This is a genomic window from Klebsiella sp. WP3-W18-ESBL-02, from assembly GCF_014168815.1.
GTDB lineage: Bacteria > Pseudomonadota > Gammaproteobacteria > Enterobacterales > Enterobacteriaceae > Kluyvera > Kluyvera ascorbata_B.
Genome location: NZ_AP021972.1, coordinates 623,988 through 645,752 on the forward strand (window position 1 = coordinate 623,988; position 21,765 = coordinate 645,752).

Annotated in this window: 21 protein-coding genes; 12 read left to right on the forward strand and 9 right to left on the reverse strand. The window is 56.7% G+C overall.

Annotated elements, in window-relative coordinates; translation table 11 throughout:
* Positions 1 to 51: 51 nt before the first annotated feature.
* The 4 genes from nlpI (at position 52) to mtr (ending at position 4,458) form a co-directional block, all read left to right on the forward strand.
* A complete protein-coding gene (gene nlpI, locus H7R56_RS03080) occupies positions 52 to 936 on the forward strand; it encodes a lipoprotein NlpI (protein ID WP_106927212.1) in 885 nt (294 codons plus the stop codon).
* Positions 937 to 1,042: 106 nt separating this feature from the next.
* Complete coding sequence (gene yrbN, locus H7R56_RS03085; protein ID WP_100249910.1) at positions 1,043 to 1,123, forward strand: protein YrbN; 81 nt, start codon at positions 1,043 to 1,045, stop codon at positions 1,121 to 1,123.
* Positions 1,116 to 3,068, forward strand: a complete 1,953-nt coding sequence (locus tag H7R56_RS03090; RefSeq protein ID WP_182928506.1) for a DEAD/DEAH family ATP-dependent RNA helicase — start codon at positions 1,116 to 1,118, stop codon at positions 3,066 to 3,068. The genes yrbN and H7R56_RS03090 overlap by 8 nt, the downstream gene beginning before the upstream one ends.
* Positions 3,069 to 3,213: 145 nt before the next feature.
* Positions 3,214 to 4,458, forward strand: a complete 1,245-nt coding sequence (gene mtr / locus H7R56_RS03095; protein WP_106927208.1) for a tryptophan permease — start codon at positions 3,214 to 3,216, stop codon at positions 4,456 to 4,458.
* Positions 4,459 to 4,545: 87 nt separating this feature from the next.
* On the opposite strand, the gene H7R56_RS03100 is transcribed toward mtr, so the two are convergent.
* From H7R56_RS03100 to ubiU, 3 genes are all read right to left on the reverse strand, one after another.
* The gene (locus tag H7R56_RS03100) at positions 4,546 to 5,553 is read right to left on the reverse strand and encodes a luciferase-like monooxygenase (protein WP_106927206.1); all 1,008 of its coding nucleotides are present in this window, start codon (positions 5,551 to 5,553) and stop codon (positions 4,546 to 4,548) included.
* Positions 5,554 to 5,687: 134 nt separating this feature from the next.
* A complete protein-coding gene (locus tag H7R56_RS03105; RefSeq protein WP_106927204.1) occupies positions 5,688 to 6,566 on the reverse strand; it encodes a U32 family peptidase in 879 nt (292 codons plus the stop codon).
* Between the two features lie 8 nt (positions 6,567 to 6,574).
* The gene (gene ubiU, locus H7R56_RS03110) at positions 6,575 to 7,570 is read right to left on the reverse strand and encodes a ubiquinone anaerobic biosynthesis protein UbiU (RefSeq protein WP_106927202.1); all 996 of its coding nucleotides are present in this window, start codon (positions 7,568 to 7,570) and stop codon (positions 6,575 to 6,577) included.
* 219 nt (positions 7,571 to 7,789) lie between these two features.
* Here ubiU and ubiT point away from each other — a divergent pair, with 219 nt between their 5' ends.
* Both ubiT and H7R56_RS03120 read left to right on the forward strand, forming a co-directional pair.
* Complete coding sequence (ubiT, locus tag H7R56_RS03115; RefSeq protein WP_106927200.1) at positions 7,790 to 8,314, forward strand: ubiquinone anaerobic biosynthesis accessory factor UbiT; 525 nt, start codon at positions 7,790 to 7,792, stop codon at positions 8,312 to 8,314.
* Positions 8,308 to 8,811, forward strand: a complete 504-nt coding sequence (locus H7R56_RS03120; RefSeq protein WP_106927197.1) for a GNAT family N-acetyltransferase — start codon at positions 8,308 to 8,310, stop codon at positions 8,809 to 8,811. The genes ubiT and H7R56_RS03120 overlap by 7 nt, the downstream gene beginning before the upstream one ends.
* Here H7R56_RS03120 and H7R56_RS03125 read toward each other — a convergent pair.
* A complete protein-coding gene (locus H7R56_RS03125) occupies positions 8,798 to 9,082 on the reverse strand; it encodes a GIY-YIG nuclease family protein (protein ID WP_106927195.1) in 285 nt (94 codons plus the stop codon). The genes H7R56_RS03120 and H7R56_RS03125 overlap by 14 nt on opposite strands.
* Positions 9,083 to 9,136: 54 nt before the next feature.
* On the opposite strand from H7R56_RS03125, the gene H7R56_RS03130 reads away from it, so the two are divergent.
* Positions 9,137 to 9,562, forward strand: a complete 426-nt coding sequence (locus tag H7R56_RS03130; RefSeq protein ID WP_106927193.1) for a YhbP family protein — start codon at positions 9,137 to 9,139, stop codon at positions 9,560 to 9,562.
* Here the strand turns inward: H7R56_RS03130 and H7R56_RS03135 are convergent.
* The 3 genes from H7R56_RS03135 to H7R56_RS03145 form a co-directional block, all read right to left on the reverse strand.
* Entirely contained in the window at positions 9,559 to 10,995 is a 1,437-nt protein-coding gene (locus H7R56_RS03135; protein WP_106927191.1) for a Cu(+)/Ag(+) sensor histidine kinase, read from the reverse strand. The two genes, H7R56_RS03130 and H7R56_RS03135, sit on opposite strands and share 4 nt — an antisense overlap.
* Complete coding sequence (locus H7R56_RS03140) at positions 10,985 to 11,668, reverse strand: copper/silver response regulator transcription factor (protein WP_106927189.1); 684 nt, start codon at positions 11,666 to 11,668, stop codon at positions 10,985 to 10,987. The genes H7R56_RS03135 and H7R56_RS03140 overlap by 11 nt, the downstream gene beginning before the upstream one ends.
* A gap of 175 nt (positions 11,669 to 11,843) precedes the next feature.
* On the reverse strand, positions 11,844 to 13,130 hold the full coding sequence (locus tag H7R56_RS03145; RefSeq protein ID WP_182928507.1) for an ABC transporter substrate-binding protein: 1,287 nt from the start codon (positions 13,128 to 13,130) through the stop codon (positions 11,844 to 11,846).
* A 506-nt stretch (positions 13,131 to 13,636) separates the two neighbouring features.
* On the opposite strand from H7R56_RS03145, the gene H7R56_RS03150 reads away from it, so the two are divergent.
* The 5 genes from H7R56_RS03150 to H7R56_RS03170 all read left to right on the forward strand — a co-directional run bounded on the left by H7R56_RS03150 (position 13,637) and on the right by H7R56_RS03170 (position 20,551).
* A complete protein-coding gene (locus H7R56_RS03150) occupies positions 13,637 to 15,019 on the forward strand; it encodes a Cu(I)/Ag(I) efflux RND transporter outer membrane protein (protein WP_106927185.1) in 1,383 nt (460 codons plus the stop codon).
* Positions 15,020 to 15,041: 22 nt separating this feature from the next.
* A complete protein-coding gene (locus H7R56_RS03155) occupies positions 15,042 to 15,386 on the forward strand; it encodes a copper-binding protein (protein WP_106927183.1) in 345 nt (114 codons plus the stop codon).
* A gap of 5 nt (positions 15,387 to 15,391) precedes the next feature.
* Entirely contained in the window at positions 15,392 to 16,651 is a 1,260-nt protein-coding gene (locus tag H7R56_RS03160; protein ID WP_106927182.1) for an efflux RND transporter periplasmic adaptor subunit, read from the forward strand.
* Entirely contained in the window at positions 16,644 to 19,787 is a 3,144-nt protein-coding gene (locus H7R56_RS03165; RefSeq protein ID WP_106927180.1) for a CusA/CzcA family heavy metal efflux RND transporter, read from the forward strand. Before H7R56_RS03160 ends, H7R56_RS03165 begins: the two co-directional genes overlap by 8 nt.
* A gap of 125 nt (positions 19,788 to 19,912) precedes the next feature.
* Positions 19,913 to 20,551, forward strand: a complete 639-nt coding sequence (locus H7R56_RS03170) for an NAD(P)H-binding protein (protein ID WP_106927178.1) — start codon at positions 19,913 to 19,915, stop codon at positions 20,549 to 20,551.
* A 22-nt stretch (positions 20,552 to 20,573) separates the two neighbouring features.
* Here the strand turns inward: H7R56_RS03170 and dolP are convergent, their stop codons facing one another.
* Together dolP and diaA are read right to left on the reverse strand one after the other, a co-directional pair.
* The gene (gene dolP, locus H7R56_RS03175; RefSeq protein WP_106927175.1) at positions 20,574 to 21,149 is read right to left on the reverse strand and encodes a division/outer membrane stress-associated lipid-binding lipoprotein; all 576 of its coding nucleotides are present in this window, start codon (positions 21,147 to 21,149) and stop codon (positions 20,574 to 20,576) included.
* A gap of 9 nt (positions 21,150 to 21,158) precedes the next feature.
* Complete coding sequence (gene diaA, locus H7R56_RS03180; protein ID WP_064542037.1) at positions 21,159 to 21,749, reverse strand: DnaA initiator-associating protein DiaA; 591 nt, start codon at positions 21,747 to 21,749, stop codon at positions 21,159 to 21,161.
* Between the last annotated feature and the right edge of the window lie 16 nt (positions 21,750 to 21,765).

Consider the following 21,765-nt stretch of genomic DNA (forward strand, 5'->3'; position numbering starts at 1 on the left):
TGCAGGCGGGGGACAGGACGTTCATCCAATTGTTGTCTTCGGGAGTGGGAAATGAAGCCTTTTTTGCGCTGGTGTTTCGTTGCGACAGCACTCACGCTGGCAGGATGCAGCAACTCTGCCTGGCGTAAGAGTGAAGTCCTCGCGGTGCCATTGCAACCGACTTTACAGCAGGAAGTAATCCTGGCGCGCATGGAACAAATACTTGCCAGTCGGGCTTTAACCGATGACGAACGCGCACAGCTTTTATATGAGCGCGGAGTGTTGTATGATAGTCTCGGTCTGAGGGCATTAGCGCGCAACGATTTCTCGCAAGCGCTGGCAATCCGACCCGATATGCCTGAAGTATTCAATTACTTAGGCATTTATTTAACGCAGGCAGGCAATTTTGATGCTGCCTATGAAGCGTTTGATTCTGTACTTGAGCTTGATCCAACTTACAATTATGCGCACTTGAATCGCGGCATCGCGCTTTATTACGGTGGCCGTGCGAAGTTAGCGCAAGATGATCTGCTGGCGTTTTATCAAGACGATCCCAATGATCCTTTCCGCAGCCTGTGGCTTTATCTTGCCGAGCAGAAGCTCGATGAGAAGCAGGCAAAAGTCGCGTTGAAGCAACGCTTCGATAAATCGGATAAAGAGCAATGGGGATGGAACATTGTCGAGTTCTACTTAGGCAACATTGACGAAAAAACGTTAATGGAGCGCCTGAAGGCGGACGCAACGGATAACACCTCGCTCGCTGAGCATCTCAGTGAAACCAACTTCTATTTAGGTAAGTATTACCTAAGTCTTGGGGACAGGGACAGCGCTACGGCACTGTTCAAACTGGCGGTTGCCAACAACGTACATAACTACGTTGAGCACCGATACGCATTGTTGGAATTATCGCTCCTGGGCCAGGACCAAGATGACCTGGCAGAATCGGACCAGCAATAGCTGACGACTACATCAGCCCGTAATCTTTTTTGATTGCCATCACCTTCGCGGGTGAGGGCGTTGTTGTTCGTTAATACACCTACTTTGAGCCGGTTCACACTTTTCAATGAAAATTGCAGATCAATTTCATGATGAGTTATGTAGACTGGCCGCCATTAATATCGAGGCACTTGTACTACATGGCTGAATTCGAAACCACTTTTGCAGATCTGGGCCTGAAGGCTCCTATCCTTGAAGCCCTTAACGATCTGGGTTACGAAAAACCATCTCCGATCCAGGCAGAGTGTATCCCGCACCTGCTTTCTGGTCGTGACGTGCTGGGCATGGCCCAGACTGGTAGCGGTAAAACCGCAGCGTTCTCTCTGCCGCTGCTGAACAATATCGATCCTGAGCTGAAAGCACCGCAGATTCTGGTGCTGGCCCCGACCCGCGAACTGGCGGTTCAGGTGGCTGAAGCCATGACGGACTTCTCTAAACATATGCGCGGCGTAAACGTGGTTGCCCTGTACGGCGGCCAGCGTTATGACGTGCAGCTGCGCGCCCTGCGTCAAGGGCCGCAAATCGTTGTCGGTACCCCGGGTCGTCTGCTGGACCACCTGAAGCGCGGCACCCTGGACCTCTCCAAACTGAGCGGCCTGGTGCTGGACGAAGCAGATGAAATGCTGCGCATGGGCTTTATCGAAGACGTTGAAACCATTATGGCGCAGATTCCAGAAGGTCATCAGACCGCGCTGTTCTCTGCAACCATGCCGGAAGCTATCCGTCGTATTACCCGTCGCTTTATGAAAGAGCCGCAGGAAGTGCGCATTCAGTCCAGCGTCACTACGCGTCCGGACATCAGCCAGAGCTACTGGTCCGTGTACGGCATGCGCAAAAACGAAGCGCTGGTACGTTTCCTGGAAGCGGAAGATTTTGATGCGGCGATTATCTTCGTACGTACCAAAAACGCGACCCTGGAAGTGGCTGAAGCGCTGGAACGCAGCGGCTATAACAGCGCCGCGCTGAACGGCGACATGAACCAGTCTCTGCGTGAACAGACTCTGGATCGTCTGAAAGACGGTCGTCTGGACATCCTGATCGCGACCGACGTTGCGGCCCGTGGCCTGGACGTTGAGCGTATCAGCCTGGTCGTTAACTACGACATCCCGATGGACTCCGAGTCTTACGTTCACCGTATCGGTCGTACCGGTCGTGCGGGTCGTGCTGGCCGTGCGCTGCTGTTCGTTGAGAACCGCGAACGTCGTCTGCTGCGCAACATCGAACGCACGATGAAGCTGACCATTCCAGAAGTTGAGCTGCCGAACGCAGAACTGCTGGGCAAACGCCGTCTGGAAAAATTCGCCGCGAAAGTACAGCAGCAGCTGGAAAGCAGCGATCTGGATCAGTACCGTGCACTGCTGGCGCAAATCCAGCCGACCGCGGAAGGCGAAGAGCTGGACGTTGAAACGCTGGCCGCTGCGCTGCTGAAAATGGCACAGGGCGAACGTTCTCTGATCGTTCCACCCGATGCGCCAATGCGTCCTAAGCGTGAGTTCCGTGACCGTGACGATCGTTTCGAACGTCGTGACCGCAACGACCGTGGTCCGCGCGATCGTAATGAGCGTGGTGGCGAAGATCGTCCTAAACGCGAACGTCGTGACGTTGGCGATATGGAACTGTATCGCATTGAAGTGGGTCGTGATGATGGCGTTGAAGTTCGTCACATCGTTGGCGCTATCGCGAACGAAGGCGACATCAGCAGCCGTTACATCGGTAACATCAAGCTGTTCGGTACCCACTCTACTATCGAACTGCCAAAAGGCATGCCTGGCGAAGTACTGCAGCACTTTACTCGTACCCGCATCCTGAACAAACCGATGAACATGCAGCTGATCGGCGACGCGCAGCCTCGTCCAGAGCGCAGCGGTCGTAGCTTCGGCGGCGAACGTCGCGAAGGCGGTCGTAGCTTCGGTGGCGAACGTCGTGAAGGCGGTCGTGGCTTCGGCGGCGAGCGTCGTGAAGGCGGTCGTGGTGATGGTCGTCGTTTCAGCGGCGAACGTCGTGAAGGCAGCCGTGCTCCGCGTCGTGATGATGCTGCTGCGCCGCGTCGTGATGACTCCGCAGGCCGTCGTCGTTTCGGCGGTGACGCATAAGCCCAACGGCTTAAAAGCGTAAAGTAAAATATACAGCCCCGATCGTGACGATTGGGGCTTTTTTTATTCCTTTTGTACTCATGTACTGGTACAGTGCAACACATTAAAATGCAGTAGCAAAATAATACACTGGAGAAAAGGCTGTATGGCGACACTAACCACCACCCAAACGTCACCTTCGCTGCTTGGCGGCGTGGTGATCATCGGCGGCACAATCATTGGTGCGGGGATGTTTTCTCTGCCGGTGGTGATGTCCGGTGCGTGGTTCTTCTGGTCAATGGCGGCGCTGGTGTTTACCTGGTTCTGCATGCTGCATTCCGGGCTGATGATTCTGGAAGCTAACCTGAACTATCGCATTGGCTCCAGCTTCGACACCATCACCAGGGATCTGCTGGGTAAAGGCTGGAACGTGGTGAACGGTATCTCCATCGCCTTCGTGCTCTATATTCTGACCTACGCCTATATTTCAGCGAGCGGGTCGATTCTGCACCACACGTTCTCTGAGATGTCGCTAAACGTCCCGGCGCGTGCGGCGGGCGTTGGCTTCGCGCTGCTGGTGGCCTTTGTGGTGTGGCTGAGCACCAAAGCGGTGAGCCGTATGACCGCGATTGTGCTGGGCGCGAAGGTGATCACCTTCTTCCTGACCTTCGGTAGCCTGATGGGACATGTTACGCCCGCGACGCTGTTTAACGTTGCTGAGAGTCACGCCAGCTATACGCCTTATCTGCTGATGACGCTGCCGTTCTGTCTGGCCTCCTTTGGCTATCACGGCAACGTGCCGAGCCTGATGAAGTACTACGGCAAAGATCCGAAGACCATCGTGAAATGCCTGGTGTACGGCACGCTGCTGGCGCTGGTGCTCTACACCGTATGGCTACTGGGGACGATGGGCAACATCCCGCGTCCGGAATTTATCGGTATTGCGCAGAAGGGCGGTAACATTGATGTGCTGGTACAGGCGCTGAGCGGCGTGCTCAATAGCCGTGGCCTGGATCTGCTGCTGGTAGTGTTCTCCAACTTTGCGGTGGCGAGTTCATTCCTCGGGGTGACGCTAGGCCTGTTTGACTATCTGGCGGATCTGTTCAAATTTGATGATTCTGCGCTGGGTCGCTTCAAAACGGCGCTGCTGACCTTCCTGCCACCGATTATCGGCGGCCTGCTGTGGCCGAACGGTTTCCTGTACGCCATTGGTTACGCAGGGTTGGCGGCAACGATCTGGGCGGCAATTGTTCCGGCGCTGCTGGCGCGCAAATCCCGTAAACGCTTCGGTAGCCCGAAATTCCGCGTCTGGGGCGGCAAGCCGATGATAGCGCTGATTCTGGTGTTTGGCGTGGGTAACGCGCTGGTGCATGTGCTGTCGAGCTTTAACCTGCTGCCGGTTTATCAGTAAGGCATTCGCCCGGTGGCGCTACGCTTACCGGGCCTACATTCTTGTGTAGGCCGGATAAGGCGCAGCCGCCATCCGGCACAAACCACACTACCCCAACAGTTCCCGCTTCACATCCATCGCCAACCCAAACGAATGCAGCCGCGCCTGGTGATCGAAAATCTGGCCGTTAACCATAATCTCATCCGCCTGTGTTTCCCGCAGAATCGACTCCAGCCCGTGGCGCACCTTCGCTTTATCGCCTACCAGTGACATCCGCAGCGCCTGATCGACACCGTATTTTTCCGACGGCGTCCAGAAATGTTCCATTTGCTGCACCGGCGGTGGCAACTGCCCGGTTTCACCACGGCGCAGTTTGGTGAAGGCCTGCTGCATAGAAGTGAAGAGGAATTCGGCATCGCGGTTGCTGTCGGCGGCGATAATATTAATGCACACCATTGCATACGGTTTCTCGAGCCGCGCTGACGGCTGGAAGTGAGTGCGGTAGAGGTGCAAGGCCTGGAACAGCATATCCGGTGCAAAGTGCGAGGCGAAGGCAAACGGTAGGCCAAGCTGTGCCGCCAGCTGCGCACCGTACAGGCTTGAGCCTAACAGCCACACCGGTATTTTCTCGCCATAGCCCGGTACCGGGCGCACCTGTGGGTTAGGATCGGCCGCATCAAACCAGTCCACCAGTTCCGCCACGTCGCGCGGGAAGTTATCGATATCCCCGCTCATATGACGACGCAGCGCGCGCATCGTCGGCTGGTCGCTACCCGGCGCGCGGCCAAGGCCGAGATCGATACGTCCCGGATACAGCGTATTCAGCGTCCCGAACTGTTCGGCAATCACCAGCGGTGAGTGGTTAGGTAGCATCACGCCGCCTGAACCCAGATGTAGCGTAGTCGTGTGGGCGGCGAGATAGCCAATCAGTACCGAAGTTGCCGCACTGGCGATACCGACCATATTGTGGTGTTCTGCCAGCCAATAGCGGTGATAGCCGCGCTTTTCAGCGAGCTGTGCGAGATCGAGAGAATGGGAGAAGGCTTCTCGCGCGGAGGAGCCCTGAGGGATCGGCGCGAGGTCGAGCACCGAGAAGGCAACGGTTTTGTCAGTCATAAAGGCTCACTTTGCTACAGCATAGTCATCAGATTGAAGGTCTTGTTCCCGCCGGGGTCACCCGGCCAGAAAAGCTGCATCTTTAATAATGCATTAAAATCTGACGACAGTTGTTAACAAAGTGAGCGGTTTTATCAGGCCTGTAGCTCCAGCCCGGCCAGACGCTTCCAGTAGCCGTTGCAGTCGCTGTTGGCGGTCAGCGGCAGCGGGGCTGCGCCATTTTCGTTAGCGCGGAAGGCGTCAAGCATGGCGAAGGTCTCATTGCCCATCGGCGACAGACGCACCATATCAACCAGTCCGTGCATCGATGTCAGTTCGTTGCCGAGGTTGTAAACGTAGCCGCTCATAGTCTGAATACCGTTCAGCACGAACACCTGCTGATTCTCCTGCGACAGCATGCTGCGCCCGTTAGGGTACTTGATGCAGCAGGTCTCGCACTCATCTTTTGGCTTATCTTCTGAGCGCGCGGTAAAGCAGCGGGCGGAATAGGCCAGCGGCAGGTGACCGTAGCTCAGCACTTCCACTTCAAACTTATCGCGGATGCCCAGCTCTTCACACTGATTGAGCAGGTTTACCAGCCAATCGCGCGAGAGCTCAACCGGCATGCACCAGCGAACCATGCCCTGCTTTTGCAACAGGCGCAGGGTGACCGCGTTATAGCAGTTCAGCGCATGGCCGGCGACGAACGGTAGCTTACGCTCAGCGCACAGGTTAACCACGCCCAAATCGCTGGCTTCAACGAGGAAGTCACCGTTCTCAACATAGCGCTTGAGCTCGCCCAGCTCGGACGATGCCTGGACCAGCGCGAGGGTGGAGAGCACCACCTGTTTACCGCTACCGGCCAGCGATTTGGCCATATCCAGCCAGTCGCCCACTTTGGTGGCGCGGCGTTTGCTGCATACGGCTTCACCCAGATAAATGGTGTCGGCGTTGCTGATGGCGGCCTGCTGGTAGAAATCTTCCAGCGTCTCTTTTGACCAGTAGTAAAGCACCGGCCCTAATGAATATTTCATGGGAATTCCTACTGCCATTTACGGTGATACGCGCCGAGCGTGGTCTGGGTGCCTTCGGACATCGAGCCGAGGGTTTCCATCCACGCGGCCTGCGGAACGAAGTTCTGCGGATCGGCCATACAGCGGTCGATCGCCTGACGCCAGACTTTGGCCACCTGGCTAACGTACGCCGGGCTGCGCTGGCGGCCTTCAATTTTCACCGAGGCGATGTTCGCGGCCAGCAGTTCCGGCAGCAGCTCCAGCGTGTTAAGGCTGGTGGGCTCTTCCAACGCGTGATAGCGCTCGCCGTCTACCAGATAGCGGCCTTTGCACAACGTTGGGTATCCGGCGTTTTCGCCGTCCTGATAGCGGTCAATCAACACTTCGTTAAGCCGTGACTCCAGCCCCTGCGGCGTTTGCTGCCAGCGTACGTAGCGGGCCGGTGAACAGGCACCCACGGTGTTCGGCGACTCGCCGGTTAAATAAGACGAGAGGTAGCAGCGGCCTTCGGCCATAATGCACAGACTGCCGAAGGCGAACACTTCCAGCGGCACCGGCGTGACGCGAGCCAGCTGTTTCACCTGGTGAATCGACAGCACACGCGGCAGCACTACGCGGGCAACGTCAAAGTTGCGATGATAGAACTGAATCGCCTCTTCGTTCGTCGCGGATGCCTGAACGGAGACATGGCGCTCAATATGCGGGTAGCGCTCTGCGGCATACTCAAGCATGGCGAGGTCGGCAAGGATCAGCGCATCGGCACCCAACTGGGCGGCCATGTCTACGGCGCGCTGCCAGCGCACGTAGCCGTCCGGGTGCGCGAAGGTGTTGATGGCGATATGCAGCTTACGGCCGTGTTGATGCACGAAGCTGACGGCTTCCTGCAATTTCTTTTCGGTAAAGTTCAGACCAGCGAAATGGCGGGCGTTGGTATCGTCTTTCAGCCCGATGTACACCGCATCCGCGCCGTTTTCGATAGCCGCTTTTAGCGCCGGGAGGTTTCCGGCAGGGCAGAGCAACTCCATAATTCTTCCTGAGTTAGCGGCCCAGCAGGGCGCATTATTGTTAATGAATGGGGATTTTAGTTAACCTATCGCTAATCATTTTTGATTTGAGGCAGACAAAAGCGTATTGATTGCGCCAATAATCCCTCTGTCTCACGACATAATTGTTGATTTACGCCGCTATGTCGTTTATCTGATATGGCAAAATAACGGAACTATTGCATTCAGGGAGTAAAGCTTGTGTTGGATAAACTGCGTTCACGTCTGGTTCATGTTGCTCCGACTTTAATGAGCGTTCCGGTAAAATTGACGCCGTTCGCGCTTAAGCGTCAGGTGCTACAACAGGTGTTAAGCTGGCAGTTCCGCCAGGCGCTAAACGATGGCGAACTGGATTTTCTCGACGGCCGCTGGTTAAGCATTGAGGTGCGTGATATTGGCCTGAAATGGTTCACCTCCGTTGAGAATGAACGTCTTATCGTGAGCGATGCTGCCCAGGCAGACGTGAGCTTTAGCGCGGACGCCAGCGATTTGCTGATGATCGCCGCGCGTAAACAGGACCCGGATACGCTCTTTTTCCAGCGTCGGCTGGTGATTGAAGGCGACACGGAGCTGGGTCTTTATGTCAAAAATCTGATGGATGCTATCGAGCTTGAGCAGATGCCAAAAGCGCTGCGCGTGATGCTGATGCAGCTGGCTGATTTCGTTGAAGCTGGCCTAAAATCACCATCAGAAACTAAACATACATCGGTAGGTGAGCCATGCTGATTCGAGTAGAAATTGGAATTGATGCCCCTGGCATCGACGCGCTGCTGCGTCGGACCTTCAACCGTGACGGCGAAGCCAATCTGGTACGCGAGCTGCGCGAAGACGGTCTGATCACGCTGGGCCTGGTGGCTACGGATGATGAAGGCCATGTGGTGGGCTATGTGGCATTTAGCCCGGTCAGCATCGAAGGCGAAGAGCTACAGTGGGTCGGTCTGGCTCCGCTGGCGGTCGATGAAGCCTATCGCGGCCAGGGTCTGGCGCGTCAGATGGTCTATGAAGGTCTGGATTCACTCAACGAGTTCGGCTATGCGGCGGTCGTCACGCTTGGCGATCCGGCGCTGTACGGGCGCTTCGGCTTCGAACGGGCGTCCCAGTACGATCTGCGCTGTCGTTGGCCGGGGACCGAAGAAGCGTTTATGGTGCACCGTCTGGCCGACGATGCGTTAAACGGCGTGCACGGCCTGGTGGAATACTCTGACCACTTTAACCGTTTCTAAGGCTGTCCAGTAACGTTTCAAACGAACCGTCACCTGCGACGAGGCGCTCTTTCTGGCGCTTCGTTAGCTGTTTAATGCGGTACTCCAGGCGTAGTGCCAGCGAGTGCTCGCCCACTTCACCGGAAAATGCCAGCCGCAGCGCGCCTTTGCCGCGCAGCGCCTTCGCGCCTTTACCGCTCTGATGCTGGTGAAATCGCCGTTCAACATCGGTGGTGATACCGGTGTACAATTTGTCGTCCTCGGTGCGGACAAGATAAAGAAACCAACGCACGTGTGCCAACCTGTCTGTGTAGGTGAGCGCACCATAGCATATCGGAGAGAACAGATGGAAACGCTGGCAACCATCAGCCGCTGGCTGTCGAAACAACATGTCGTAGGCTGGTGCGTAGCGAATGAGGGCGAGCTGTGGTGTGCCAATGCGTTCTACGTCTACGACCCGCAGAGGGTGGCGTTTTATCTGCTGAGCGAAGAAACCACCCGCCATGGCCAGATGACCGGCAAACAGGCCTCGGTGGCCGGGACGGTCAACGGCCAGCCGAAAACGGTGGCGCTGATTCGCGGCGTGCAGTTTAAAGGGCAAATTCGTCTGCTTGAGGGCGAAGAGGCCGATGAGAAGCGCGCGCTATACGTCCGTCGCTTCCCGGTGGCCCGCATGCTCTCTGCCCCGGTATGGGAGCTACGTCTCGACGAGCTAAAGTTTACCGACAATACCCTTGGCTTCGGCAAAAAACTACACTGGCTGCGCGACTAAAGCCGCGGCAGCTCCAGCGTAAAGCGCGTGGCGACGGTATCGGAGGTCACGCCAATTTTCCCGCGATGCGCCAGTACGATCGATTTTACGATCGCCAGACCAATCCCGCTGTTTTCCCCTTTCCGCTGGCGCGACGGATCGACCCGGTAAAAACGATCGAACAAACGCGGCAGATGCTCTGCCGCAATCGGCGTACCGGGATTCTCGACACAGTACTCCACCCAGCCGCCTTTCTCGCTGACCTGTACGGTGACCGACATTCCACGCGGAGTGTAACGGATAGCATTGGAGAGCAAGTTGTTGATCACCCGGCGAATCATAAGCGGATCGCCCGATATCAACGACGGCTGCCCTGCAAACCTCAGCGTCACTTCACGTTCTTCCGCCCAGGCTTCAAAGAACTCAAATACCTTCATCGTTTCACTTTGCAGATCCAGCGGTACACGCTCGGGGATCAGCAGATTTTCATCGGCCTGCGCCAGAAATAGCATATCGCTGACCATCTTCGCCATCCGGTTGTACTCTTCGAGGCTGGAGTACAGCACGTCTTCCAGCTCCTTGACCGTTCGCGGCTGGCTGAGCGCTATTTCGGTTTGAGTCAGCAGATTGGTAATCGGCGTGCGGATTTCATGGGCGATATCGGCCGAGAAGTTGGCCTGTCGACGGAATACATCTTCGATCCGGCCGATCATCTGGTTGAACGACATCACCAGCTGTTCCAGTTCGATCGGCACCCTGGACGGATCCAGCCGCACGTCGAGATTTTCTGAGGTAATACTTTTAATCTCATGGCTGACGTCGCGCAGCGGCTGGTGGCCCTTGCGCACGGCGATCAGCACGATCACGATAATCAACAGGCTGATGACGGCAGCAATCATCATCAGGTTGCGTTTTAGCGCATCGAGATAATGCAGATGAAAGTCGATCGACAGCGCGGTCAGCAGGGTGTAGGTCCGATCCTTTGCCTGGAGGGTGGAGGCGATGACCCGATAGGTTGTGGGGTGCTGAGCGCTCACGGCATGTTCTGCCATCGGACGCATCGCGCTGCCGGTCCAGCGGAACATTTGCCCGGACTGACGTTCACGAGTGAAACGATCGCTGGTGAGAATCGGCGACAGATCCGGCCCGCCCGGTGAGTGGTAGAGATGGGCGTTATCCGGCGTGGCGAGCAGCACGGCGGTGTTGCGATAGCCCGCCAGCACATTGTTAATATTCGCGAGCTTCTCCGCTTCTGAGGTATCAGGTGCGGTCAGCAGCGCGTTCAGCGTCGCGTTGACTTGCTTCAGGTCGCTGACATCCTGCTCAGCGAAGTGTTGCTCCACCGAGTGCAGCATGATGCCGGTGAAGGCGGCAAAGGCGATGACGGTGGCCAGGCTGATAAAAAAGGTCAGACGCGTTGCCAGCGAGAACGGGCGGCGCAGGCTAGCCTTCATCCCGAACCTCAAGCACGTAGCCCACGCCGCGTACGGTCTGAATCAGTTTGGGCGAGAAGTCGTTATCAATTCTGGCACGCAGACGTTTGACGGCGACGTCGATAACGTTGGTGTCGCTGTCGAAGTTCATATCCCAGACCTGTGAAGCAATGAGCGAGCGGGGCAGCACTTCTCCCTGATGGCGGAGAAAGAACTCCAGGAGCGTAAACTCTTTACTGGTTAGCGTGATGCGGGTATCGCCGCGGGTGACTTTGCGCGAGACCAGATCGAGCGTAAGGTCGGCCACCTGAAACTGACTTTCGACAATGGCGGCCGCGCCGCGCCGCAGCAGAGTGCGCACGCGCGCCAGCAGTTCGGCAAAGGCGAACGGCTTGACCAGATAATCGTCGGCACCCAGTTCCAGCCCCTTCACCCGTTGCTCAATTGTGCCCAGCGCGGTGAGCAGCAGAATCGGCATCCCTTTATTGGCGGCGCGCAGCATGCGCACGATATCCCAGCCGTTAACGTCCGGCAGCATGATATCCAGCACAATCAGATCGTAATCGGCGGTCATGGCCAGATGATAGCCGTTGAGGCCATTGTCGGCGTGATCCACCACGAAGCCTGCTTCCGTCAGCCCCTTGCACAGGTACTGCCCGGTTTTGACTTCGTCTTCTACCACCAGAATTTTCACGCGTCCTCCGTCGCTGCTGTGTGATGGGGCCATTCTAATGAGGTGTAAGGAGTGACGGAAGAAAAAAGCCCGTCCTGATGTTACCTGTAGTCCGCAGAGCAGTGACGCCGCCATCGGGCAGCCTGAGCCAGGCAGCCCGATGGCGCTACGCTTATCAGGCCTACAAGCGTTGGTATTACTCCGCCCACGCGTTCTGCCGTTTCAGCTCCTCGTTGACCTTGTCGTTGAGCGTCTTGAGTACCGCCGGAATATCGCCCTCGCAATCGGCATAAATTTTGTTAAAACCGTCGGCGGTGATCTGCCTTACCGGGATCCAGTTTGGGATCTGCGGCATGTAGCGCCCTTCCTTCGCGTAGGTTTCCGCAAACACTTCCCAGCGCGGATCGTCATGGTAATCCTTGATGTTCAGCGTTTTATTGATCGGCAGGCGGACGATCGGCATCGAGGTACTGTCGATCGCCATACCGATCTTCTGGCCTTCTGGTGAAATTAAAAACTCGAGGAATTTTTTAGCCGCCGCTTTGCGCTGGCTGGTTTTCATCAGGAATGCCGTGGTGCCTTCGGCCATCGACGCTGCGCCGCCGGGGCCCGCCGGCGGGGGGACTACGGTATAGGTCGCTTTACCCGGATCTTTATCAAACAGGGCAATATGGTACGGGCCGGAGGAGTACATCCCGCTTTGTCCGGAACGGAAGGCCGTGTTCGCATCGGCAGTGGTGTGATTAATCGCGCCCGGCTGTGCAAGCCCTTCGCAAACCATGCTTCGCATAAATGTCATGGCGGCGACCGCTTCCTGGCCGTTGAGCGCGGCCTTAAATTTTCCCGGCTGGGTGGCAACCAGATAATTACCGCCCGCCTGCCACAGATAGGAAGATGAAAATGAGCTGGCATAGCCGCGGGTGGTCGATAGCGGCATGGTAAAGCCGTAGGTATCATTCTTACCGTTACCGTCAGGATCGTTGCGGGTGAACGCCTGCGCCACGTTTTTCAGTTCATCCCAATTGGTGGGGGCCTTGAGGTTAAGCTTGTTGAGCCAATCCTGGCGGATAAACAGCGCATAGGTATGCGCCGACGTTGGGACGCCGTAGTACTTACCGTCCGGGAGCTGTGCGGATTTCCACGCCGTCTCGTAAACATCGCCGCCGCCTTTCAGTTCGCCGGGTTTGATTTCATCGACGATACCTAGCTGCACCATCTGGCCGACAATAATGGCGTCGTTGAAAACCACGTCCGGCAGCGCGTTGCCGGTTGCCGCGCGCGCCAGTCGCTGGTCAAAGTCGGTGACGGCGTTGAAGTACTTGATGGATATCCCTGTCTCTTTCTGGAACTGGTCGGCGAGTTTTTGGTAAATCACTTTTGAATCATTGCTGGCGCGTATCCAGACGTCGAGCTGTTCGCTGAAGGCATTTTGTGAAAGGGCACATAACAAGGCTAAACCAAGCGCTTTTGTTCTGAATTTCATAGAGAGACTCCGGTTTTGCGATAGGTATTATTTTCATCCCTGAACAGAGGTAAGGATTGCTGAAAAGGAAAACGAAAGTGATGATAGGAGCGCTATTTGTATGAAACAATGTTCTATTATGGCTAACCGGTAAATATCGTATCGTTATGCGGTGCGTCTCACAGAGAAAATGCAGAGAATTCTTTCGGGGAAATATAACCTCTTGAAAAAGTTATCTTGCTTTTTTTTAATAAAAATACTTATTTGTCATTCAGACGTTAATTTGTGAGCAATCTGGCATATTATTGAATAAATGTGATCGCGGTTAATTTCTTTCCACCGATATTCCCTTTTTTTATGTTCGTAAAAGCTAATTTATTTTTTCTGCACGACTTTTCGCTGTGCGGATCACGTTATCTCAGGCCTTAAATGACAACTTTGTCATTATCCTGTCAGGCTGCAAACAGAGTCGCTCCCGTAAGGTAATTGCCAGGCCAGCCCTTTTCCTTGGCCATACAGGACGTGACATGTTGAAAGTAAAACCGCTGACGCTGCTGATGGCGTTGTTTCTGGCCGGGTGCGTCTCGCTGGCGCCGGACTATCAACAGCCGGAAAATACCGTGCCCGAGCAATTCTCGCTGTCTTCGGGAGCGCTGGTGCCAACCGGCACCCGCTGGCAGGAGACCGGCTGGCAATCGTTTTTCGCCGATCCGCAGGCAAAGCGGCTGATTGACATTGCGCTGCGTAACAACCGTGACTTACGTATGGCGGTACTCAACGTTGAGGCCGCGCGCGCGCAGTATCAGGTCACCGACGCCGGGCGTTATCCGCAGCTGGATGGCACTGCGGACGCCAGCTATAAAGGCGACCTGCAGGACAATAACCCCACCGATAAAGGCTACGCGACCGGGTTGAACCTGAGCTATGAGCTCGACTTTTTCGGCAAGCTGAAAAACATGAGCGAAGCTGACAGGCAGAACCTCTTCGCCAGTCAGGCGGCCCAGCGCGCCGCGCAAATTACCCTGGTGACCAGCGTTTCGCAGGCCTATTTCAACCAGCGTCGGCTGGCCGCACAGCTGGCGATCGCCAAAGAGACGCTGCGTAACTATCAGCAGTCGTACGGTTTTGTTGAACAGCAGTTGGTCACCGGCAGTACCAATGTGCTGGCTCTGGAACAGGCGCGCGGCGTGATAGAAAGCACCCGTGCGGACATCGCTAAGCGTGAAGGCGAGCTGGCGCAGGCCGGCCATTTACTGCAGCAACTGCTGGGTACCTACAGCACGCCGCTAAGCGATAGCGCGCAAAGTGAGGCGGTGAACCCGCTGGTGCTGCCAGCAAACCTGCCGTCAGCGATTCTGCTTCAGCGCCCGGACATCATGGCGGCGGAGCACCAGCTGCGTGCCGCTGATGCCAATATTGGCGTGGCGCGTGCGGCATTTTTCCCCTCCATCACCCTAACCAGCGGTGTCTCAACCAGCAGCTCGGCGCTCTCCAGCCTGTTTAACGCAGCAAGCGGTATGTGGAGCTTTGTGCCGAAGGTTGATCTGCCCATTTTCAACGCCGGGCGTAATGAAGCCAATCTGGCGCTGGCAAACGTGAAGCAGCGTCAGGCCGTGGTGGCCTATGAGCAAAAAATTCAGGCGGCGTTTAAGGATGTGGCCGACGCACTCTCGCTGCGCGACAGTATTCAGGGGCAGCTGGCGGCCCAGCGGCGTTATTTATCCTCGCTGCAAATCACCCTACAACGCGCACGTGGTTTATATGCCAGCGGTGCGGTGAGCTATATCGAGGTGCTCGATGCTGAGCGCTCAATATTCACCACGCAGCAAGCCATTCTCGATTTAATTTATTCCCAACAGGTTAACGAAATCAATTTATTCACCGCCCTTGGCGGCGGCTGGAAAGCATAAAACTTATTCAGGAGTCTTAAATATGCGTCACTTTACCACTCTGCTTGGCGGTATTTTTATGGTTATGACGATGAACGTTCAGGCGACAGAAATGCAGCATGACGGTCATGGATCCATGACGACGATGAATGCGCAACCCACGGTTATTCAGGGAACCGGGATTGTGAAGTTAATTGATCGACAGGCGAAGAAAATCACCATTGCGCACGATGCGATTGCGGCAATCGGCTGGCCGGCGATGACCATGCGTTTTACCTACGCTGAACCGACGGCGGCAATCGAGCAGCTTAAAGCGGGTAGCCAGGTGGATTTCAGCTTTATCCAACAGGGAAATATTTCCCTTCTTCAGGACATTAAGACGCGCTGAACGCTATGACCAACGCACAATTCAAATACGCCGTGACGATCGTCTGTAGCCTGATAGTCGGCGGAATAGCCGTGGTGATGATGGGCCACCTGTCGACCCCGGCGGAACATGCCCATGCGCAGCCAGCCGAGCGTAAGGTGCTCTACTGGTACGATCCGATGAAGCCGGATGTCCGCTTTGATAAACCGGGTAAGTCTCCGTTCATGGATATGGATCTGGTGGCAAAGTACGCCGACGAGGGCGGTGAGGCCTCCGCGAATGGCGTACGCATCGACCCTACTCAGGTGCACAACTTAGGGCTACGCACCGTGGCGGTCAGCAAGGGGCGGCTGAGCGACAGCCAGACGCTCCCGGCTAACGTCAGCTATAACGAGTACCAGTTTGTGATTGTACAGGCGCGTGCGGAAGGCTTTATCGAAAAGGTTTATCCGCTGACGGTGGGGGATACGGTCCACAAGGGCGCGCCCTTAGTCGAGGTCACTATCCCATCGTGGGTCGAGGCGCAGAGTGAATACCTGCTGCTGGCGAACTCGGGCGGAACGCTAACTCAGCTGGATGGCGTGCTCGAGCGCCTGCGGCTGGCGGGGATGCCGGAGGCAGACATCCAGCGTATGCGTGCCACTCGCCGGGTGCAGACGCGCTTTACGCTCACCGCACCAATTGATGGCGTGCTGACCGCCTTTAGCCTGAAAAGCGGCATGAATATCGCCAAAGACAACGTGGTGGCACAAATCCAGGGCATGGACCCGGTCTGGATCAGCGCCGCCGTACCGGAGTCGATGGCCTGGCAACTGAAGAATGCCGCCCAGTTCCGCATCGCGATCCCTGCTTATCCGGATAAAACTTTCCCTATCCAGACGTGGTCGGTACTGCCGAGCGTCGATCCGACGACGCGTACCGTACAGGTACGTTTGCAGGTCAATAACCGCGATGGGCTGCTTAAGCCCGGCATGAATGCCTCGCTGAAACTGCAAAGCCAAAGCGATGAGATGCTGCTCATCCCCTCGCAGGCGGTGATTGATACCGGTGACGAGCAGCGGGTCATTACCGTTGGCCCGGACGGTGAATTTATCCCGAAGACAATCCAGGTGCTGCACGAATCCCGGCAGCAGACGGGGATTGCCGGTGGTCTGGTCGAGGGGGAGTCGGTGGTCCTCAACGGCCTGTTCCTGATTGACTCTGAAGCGAACATCAGCGGCGCGTTAGACCGTATGCGCCGCGCCGCCGACGCCCACGCCGGGCACTCAGGAGGCGGTAATGATTGAATGGATAATCCGGCGCTCGGTGGCAAACCGTTTCCTGGTCATGATGGGCGTGCTGTTTTTAAGCCTCTGGGGAGGCTGGACCATACTGAATACGCCAGTGGATGCGCTGCCGGACCTCTCGGATGTACAGGTTATCGTTAAAACTAACTATCCAGGGCAGGCGCCGCAGATTGTGGAAAACCAGGTGACTTATCCGCTGACGACCACCATGCTTTCGGTCCCGGGGGCGAAGACTGTCCGCGGCTTCTCGCAGTTTGGGGCCTCTTACGTGTACGTCATCTTTGAAGACGGGACGGATTTGTACTGGGCGCGCTCGCGCGTGCTGGAGTACCTCAACCAGGTGCAGGGGAAACTGCCGCAGGGCGTCAGCTCGGAGATTGGCCCTGATGCGACCGGCGTCGGTTGGATCTTTGAGTACGCGCTGGTGGACAAAAGCGGTAAGCACGATCTGGCCGCGCTGCGATCGTTACAGGACTGGTTCCTGAAGTACGAGCTGAAAACGATCCCTAACGTTGCCGAAGTGGCGTCAATCGGCGGCGTGGTAAAACAGTATCAGGTGCAGGTCGACCCGATGAAGCTCGCCCAATACGGCATCAGCCTCAGCGACGTCAAACAGGCGCTCAGCACGTCTAACCAGGAGGCGGGCGGTTCATCAGTAGAGATTGCCGAAGCCGAATACATGGTTCGCGCAACCGGATACCTGAAGAGCCTGGCAGACTTTAACCATATCGTTTTGAAGGCGGGTACCGACGGCGTACCGGTGTATCTGCAGGATGTGGCGCGCGTGCAGATCGGTCCGGAAATGCGTCGTGGTATTGCCGAACTAAACGGTGAAGGCGAAGTGGCGGGCGGCGTTGTCCTGCTGCGTTCGGGCAAGAACGCCCGAGAAGTGATTACGGCGGTGAAAGACAAGCTGGCCGCGCTGCAAAAAAGCCTGCCTGATGGCGTTGAGGTGGTGACCACCTACGACCGTAGCCAGCTGATTGACCGGGCAATTGACAATCTGCGCGGCAAGCTGATTGAGGAATTTATCGTTGTGGCGGTCGTGTGTGCGCTATTCCTCTGGCACGTCCGTTCGGCGCTGGTGGCCATTGTCTCGTTGCCGCTGGGGCTGTGCATTGCCTTTATCGTCATGCACTTCCAGGGGCTGAATGCCAATATCATGTCGCTCGGCGGTATTGCGATTGCGGTTGGGGCGATGGTGGACGCGGCGATCGTGATGATCGAAAACGCCCACAAGCGGCTGGAGCACTGGCAGGAAGCGCATCCCAACGTGCAGATGGATAACGCCACGCGCTGGAAAGAGATTACCGACGCGGCGGTCGAAGTCGGGCCGGCGCTGTTTATCAGCCTGCTGATCATCACTCTGTCGTTTATCCCGATCTTTACCCTCGAAGGGCAGGAGGGGCGGCTGTTTGGCCCGCTGGCGTTTACCAAAACCTACGCCATGGGCGGGGCTGCGGCGCTGGCGATCGTGGTGATCCCTATCCTGATGGGGTTCTGGATCAAAGGCCGGATCCCGGCAGAGTCGCGCAATCCGCTGAACCGCGTGCTGATAGCCTTGTATCATCCGCTGCTGCTGAATGTATTGCGCTGGCCAAAGCTGACGCTGGTGGTCGCGCTGCTGTCGATGTTGACCGTGCTCTGGCCGCTTAGCAAGGTGGGCGGCGAGTTTCTGCCGAAAATTAACGAAGGCGATCTGCTCTACATGCCCTCCACGCTGCCGGGCATTTCTCCGGGCCAGGCGGCGGTGCTGCTACAGCAGACTGATAAGCTGATAAAGACGGTACCGGAGGTGGCATCGGTGTTTGGCAAGTCGGGAAAAGCGGAAACGGCGACCGACTCCGCGCCGCTGGAGATGATTGAAACCACCATCCAGCTCAAGCCGCAGGATCAATGGCGCCCGGGGATGACGCTCGACAAAATCATTGATGAACTGGACGCCACCGTGCGCCTGCCGGGCCTGGCGAACCTGTGGGTGCCACCGATTCGTAACCGTATCGATATGCTCTCTACCGGCATTAAAAGTCCCATTGGTATCAAAGTGTCGGGCACGTCGCTGGCGGATATCGATGACGTGGCGCAGCGTATTGAAACCGTGGCGAAAACCGTGCCCGGGGTCGTCTCTGCGCTGGCAGAGCGGCTGGAAGGTGGGCGCTATATTGATGTGGATATCGACCGGCAGAAAGCGGCCCGTTACGGCATGACCGTTGGCGATGTACAGCTGTTCGTCTCATCGGCGATCGGCGGCACGACGGTGGGGGAGACCGTGGAGGGCGTGGCACGCTACCCGATTAATATTCGTTATCCGCAGGGCTTCCGCGATGGCCCAACGGCGCTGCGCCAGCTGCCGATTCTGACGCCGGCAAAGCAGCAGATTACGCTGGGTGATGTGGCGCAGGTGAAGGTGGTTTCCGGGCCAACGATGCTGAAAACGGAAAATGCGCGTCCCACCAGTTGGATTTACATCGACGCCCGCGGCCGCGATATGGTGTCTGTGGTGCATGACCTGCAAACGGCGATTAGCCAGCAGGTCACCCTCAAACCGGGGACCAGCGTGGCGTTTTCCGGCCAGTTTGAACTGCTGGAGCACGCGAATAAAAAGCTTAAGCTGATGGTGCCGATGACGGTAATGATTATCTTCATTCTGCTCTATCTGGCATTCCGGCGGGTAGAAGAGGCGATGCTGATCCTGATGAGCCTGCCGTTTGCACTGGTGGGCGGTATCTGGTTCTTGTACTGGCAAGGGTTCCATATGTCGGTAGCGACCGGCACCGGGTTTATCGCCCTGGCAGGGGTGGCGGCAGAGTTTGGCGTGGTGATGTTGATGTATCTGCGCCACGCCGTCGAGGCCGACCCTAAACTGCAGCGCCCGCAAACTTTTACCGAGCAAGGGCTGGACGACGCGTTGTACCATGGGGCGGTGCTGCGCGTGCGGCCAAAGGCGATGACGGTTGCCGTGATTATTGCCGGGTTATTGCCCATACTATGGGGGACAGGCGCAGGATCTGAGGTGATGAGCCGCATCGCCGCGCCGATGATAGGGGGGATGATCACTGCGCCGCTGCTGTCGTTGTTTATCATTCCGGCAGCCTATAAATTGATATGGTTACATCGGCACAGGCGTAGTTTGTAGGCCGGATAAGGCGGTTACGCCGCCATCCGGCAATGTGCACCGTATTGCCTGATGGCGCTGCGCTTATCATGCCTACAAACTACAAACGGTGAACTATTCGATTCCAGGGAAATAGGGAGACCCTCATGCACCACGTCCTCATTACCGGTGCCACCGGCCTTGTTGGTGGGCACTTACTTAACTTACTTCGCCGGGCGTCGCAGGTTGAATCCATCGTCGCACCTACGCGCCATCCGCTGGAGGATGTCTTCGGCATCGATAATCCGCATCATCCGGATCTCAGCGCCGCGCTGGCGCAGATAGACTCACCGATCGATATCGTCTTTTGCTGTCTTGGCACGACGATACGCGACGCAGGTTCAAAAGCCGCGTTCACCCACGTTGACTACGATCTGGTGCTGGAGACCGCACAAACCGGTTTACGCTTGGGCGCAAAGCAAATGCTGGTGGTGAGCGCGATGGGGGCTAACGCCCATTCACCGTTTTTCTACAATCGCGTGAAGGGTGAAATGGAGTCGGCCTTAATTGAACAAGGCTGGCCGCGATTGACGATTGTGCGTCCTTCGATGCTGCTGGGCGAACGCCGCGCGCCGCGCTTAAACGAGCGCCTGCTGGCACCGTTGTTCAGCCTGCTACCGGGGAACTGGAAATCCATTGCTGCTCAGGATGTGGCGAAAGCGATGCTGAAAATGGCGAAGAATCCGGGGACATCACCGGTAACGATTCTGACGTCACGCCAGCTCAGAGAAACTGCCCGGCAGTGAACCTACCGGGCGAACGTACGGATTACTGAATGTAGGTAAATGCGGTGGTGACGCGCTTCACGCCGCTCACGCGGCTGGCGATGTCAGCCGCTGCTTTCCCTTCGCGGTCGGTCACCAGGCCCATCAGGAACACTTCTCCATTCTCGGTGGTGGCCTTCACGTTGGACGATTTGACCTGATCGCTGGTTAACAGCTGCGAACGTACTTTAGTGGTGATCCAGGTATCGGACGACGAGGTCCCCAGGCTAATCGGCTGGCCCTGGCGCACTTCGTTAAACACCTCGGTCGCGCCATCGACGCCCACCGCAATCTGCTTCGCCCGGGTGGCGAGGCTGAGGTCCGGCGCCTGGCCGGTCAGCAGGACTTTGCCCTGATAAGCCGTCACGTTAATGCGCGCTTCTTTTTTAATCTGCTCGTCTTTTGACAGAGCGCTGTTCACGCGAAGCTCCAGCGTGCTGTCATCGACCTGAGTCCCCACCGTTCGCGGGTCAGTTGCGGCTTTGGTCCCCACTGCAGCGGTGCCGACAACGGCGGCTGCAATGCATCCCTGGAGCAGCAGTGCGGAAATAAGGACCGCGAGGGTCGAAATTACCTTCATGTGTTCTCCTTAGTCGTCCTGGTGTGGGAAAAGGGTGTTATCAATTAAATCGCACAGGCAGTTAACCGTGAGCATGTGCATCTCCTGGATGCGCGCGCTGCGATGCGACGGGATGCGAATTTCCACATCCTGCTGGCCCAGCAGGCCCGCCAGCTCGCCGCCGTCGTAGCCGGTCAGGGCCACGATGGTCATATCGCGGGTCACCGCGGCTTCGACCGCTTTCACAATATCGCGACTGTTACCGCGCGTGGAAATCGCCAGCAGAACGTCCCCGGCGTGGCCCAGCGCGCGTACCTGCTTGGCATAAATTTCATCATGCAGACGATCGTTGGCGATTGCCGTTAAGACCACGTTATCAGTATTAAGTGCAATCGCGGGTAAACCGGGACGCTCGGTTTCATAACGGTTAATCATGCAGGCCGCAAAATGCTGTGCGTTGGCCGCGGATGAACCGTTACCACAACAGAGAATTTTGTTGCCGTTCAGCAGCGATTGTACCAGGGTCATCGCTGCTCGGGAGATAGCGTCCGGGAGCGCTTCCGCCGCCGCAATTTGGGTCTGGATGCTTTCAGTGAAGCACACTTTGATTCTTTCGAGCACGATATCCCTTTACATT

What these genes read in the sequence shown, in the direction of transcription:
- dolP (WP_106927175.1), bottom strand. Translation starts at nt 21,149, where the DNA reads ATGAAGGTAATTTCGACCCTCGCGGTCCTTATTTCCGCACTGCTGCTC.
- yrbN (WP_100249910.1), top strand. Translation starts at nt 1,043, where the DNA reads ATGAAAATTGCAGATCAATTTCATGATGAGTTATGTAGACTGGCCGCC.
- H7R56_RS03170 (WP_106927178.1), top strand. Translation starts at nt 19,913, where the DNA reads ATGCACCACGTCCTCATTACCGGTGCCACCGGCCTTGTTGGTGGGCAC.
- nlpI (WP_106927212.1), top strand. Translation starts at nt 52, where the DNA reads ATGAAGCCTTTTTTGCGCTGGTGTTTCGTTGCGACAGCACTCACGCTG.
- H7R56_RS03150 (WP_106927185.1), top strand. Translation starts at nt 13,637, where the DNA reads ATGTTGAAAGTAAAACCGCTGACGCTGCTGATGGCGTTGTTTCTGGCC.
- H7R56_RS03155 (WP_106927183.1), top strand. Translation starts at nt 15,042, where the DNA reads ATGCGTCACTTTACCACTCTGCTTGGCGGTATTTTTATGGTTATGACG.
- H7R56_RS03130 (WP_106927193.1), top strand. Translation starts at nt 9,137, where the DNA reads ATGGAAACGCTGGCAACCATCAGCCGCTGGCTGTCGAAACAACATGTC.
- H7R56_RS03120 (WP_106927197.1), top strand. Translation starts at nt 8,308, where the DNA reads ATGCTGATTCGAGTAGAAATTGGAATTGATGCCCCTGGCATCGACGCG.
- mtr (WP_106927208.1), top strand. Translation starts at nt 3,214, where the DNA reads ATGGCGACACTAACCACCACCCAAACGTCACCTTCGCTGCTTGGCGGC.
- H7R56_RS03105 (WP_106927204.1), bottom strand. Translation starts at nt 6,566, where the DNA reads ATGAAATATTCATTAGGGCCGGTGCTTTACTACTGGTCAAAAGAGACG.
- H7R56_RS03090 (WP_182928506.1), top strand. Translation starts at nt 1,116, where the DNA reads ATGGCTGAATTCGAAACCACTTTTGCAGATCTGGGCCTGAAGGCTCCT.
- H7R56_RS03135 (WP_106927191.1), bottom strand. Translation starts at nt 10,995, where the DNA reads ATGAAGGCTAGCCTGCGCCGCCCGTTCTCGCTGGCAACGCGTCTGACC.
- H7R56_RS03160 (WP_106927182.1), top strand. Translation starts at nt 15,392, where the DNA reads ATGACCAACGCACAATTCAAATACGCCGTGACGATCGTCTGTAGCCTG.
- ubiU (WP_106927202.1), bottom strand. Translation starts at nt 7,570, where the DNA reads ATGGAGTTGCTCTGCCCTGCCGGAAACCTCCCGGCGCTAAAAGCGGCT.
- H7R56_RS03145 (WP_182928507.1), bottom strand. Translation starts at nt 13,130, where the DNA reads ATGAAATTCAGAACAAAAGCGCTTGGTTTAGCCTTGTTATGTGCCCTT.
- H7R56_RS03165 (WP_106927180.1), top strand. Translation starts at nt 16,644, where the DNA reads ATGATTGAATGGATAATCCGGCGCTCGGTGGCAAACCGTTTCCTGGTC.
- H7R56_RS03100 (WP_106927206.1), bottom strand. Translation starts at nt 5,553, where the DNA reads ATGACTGACAAAACCGTTGCCTTCTCGGTGCTCGACCTCGCGCCGATC.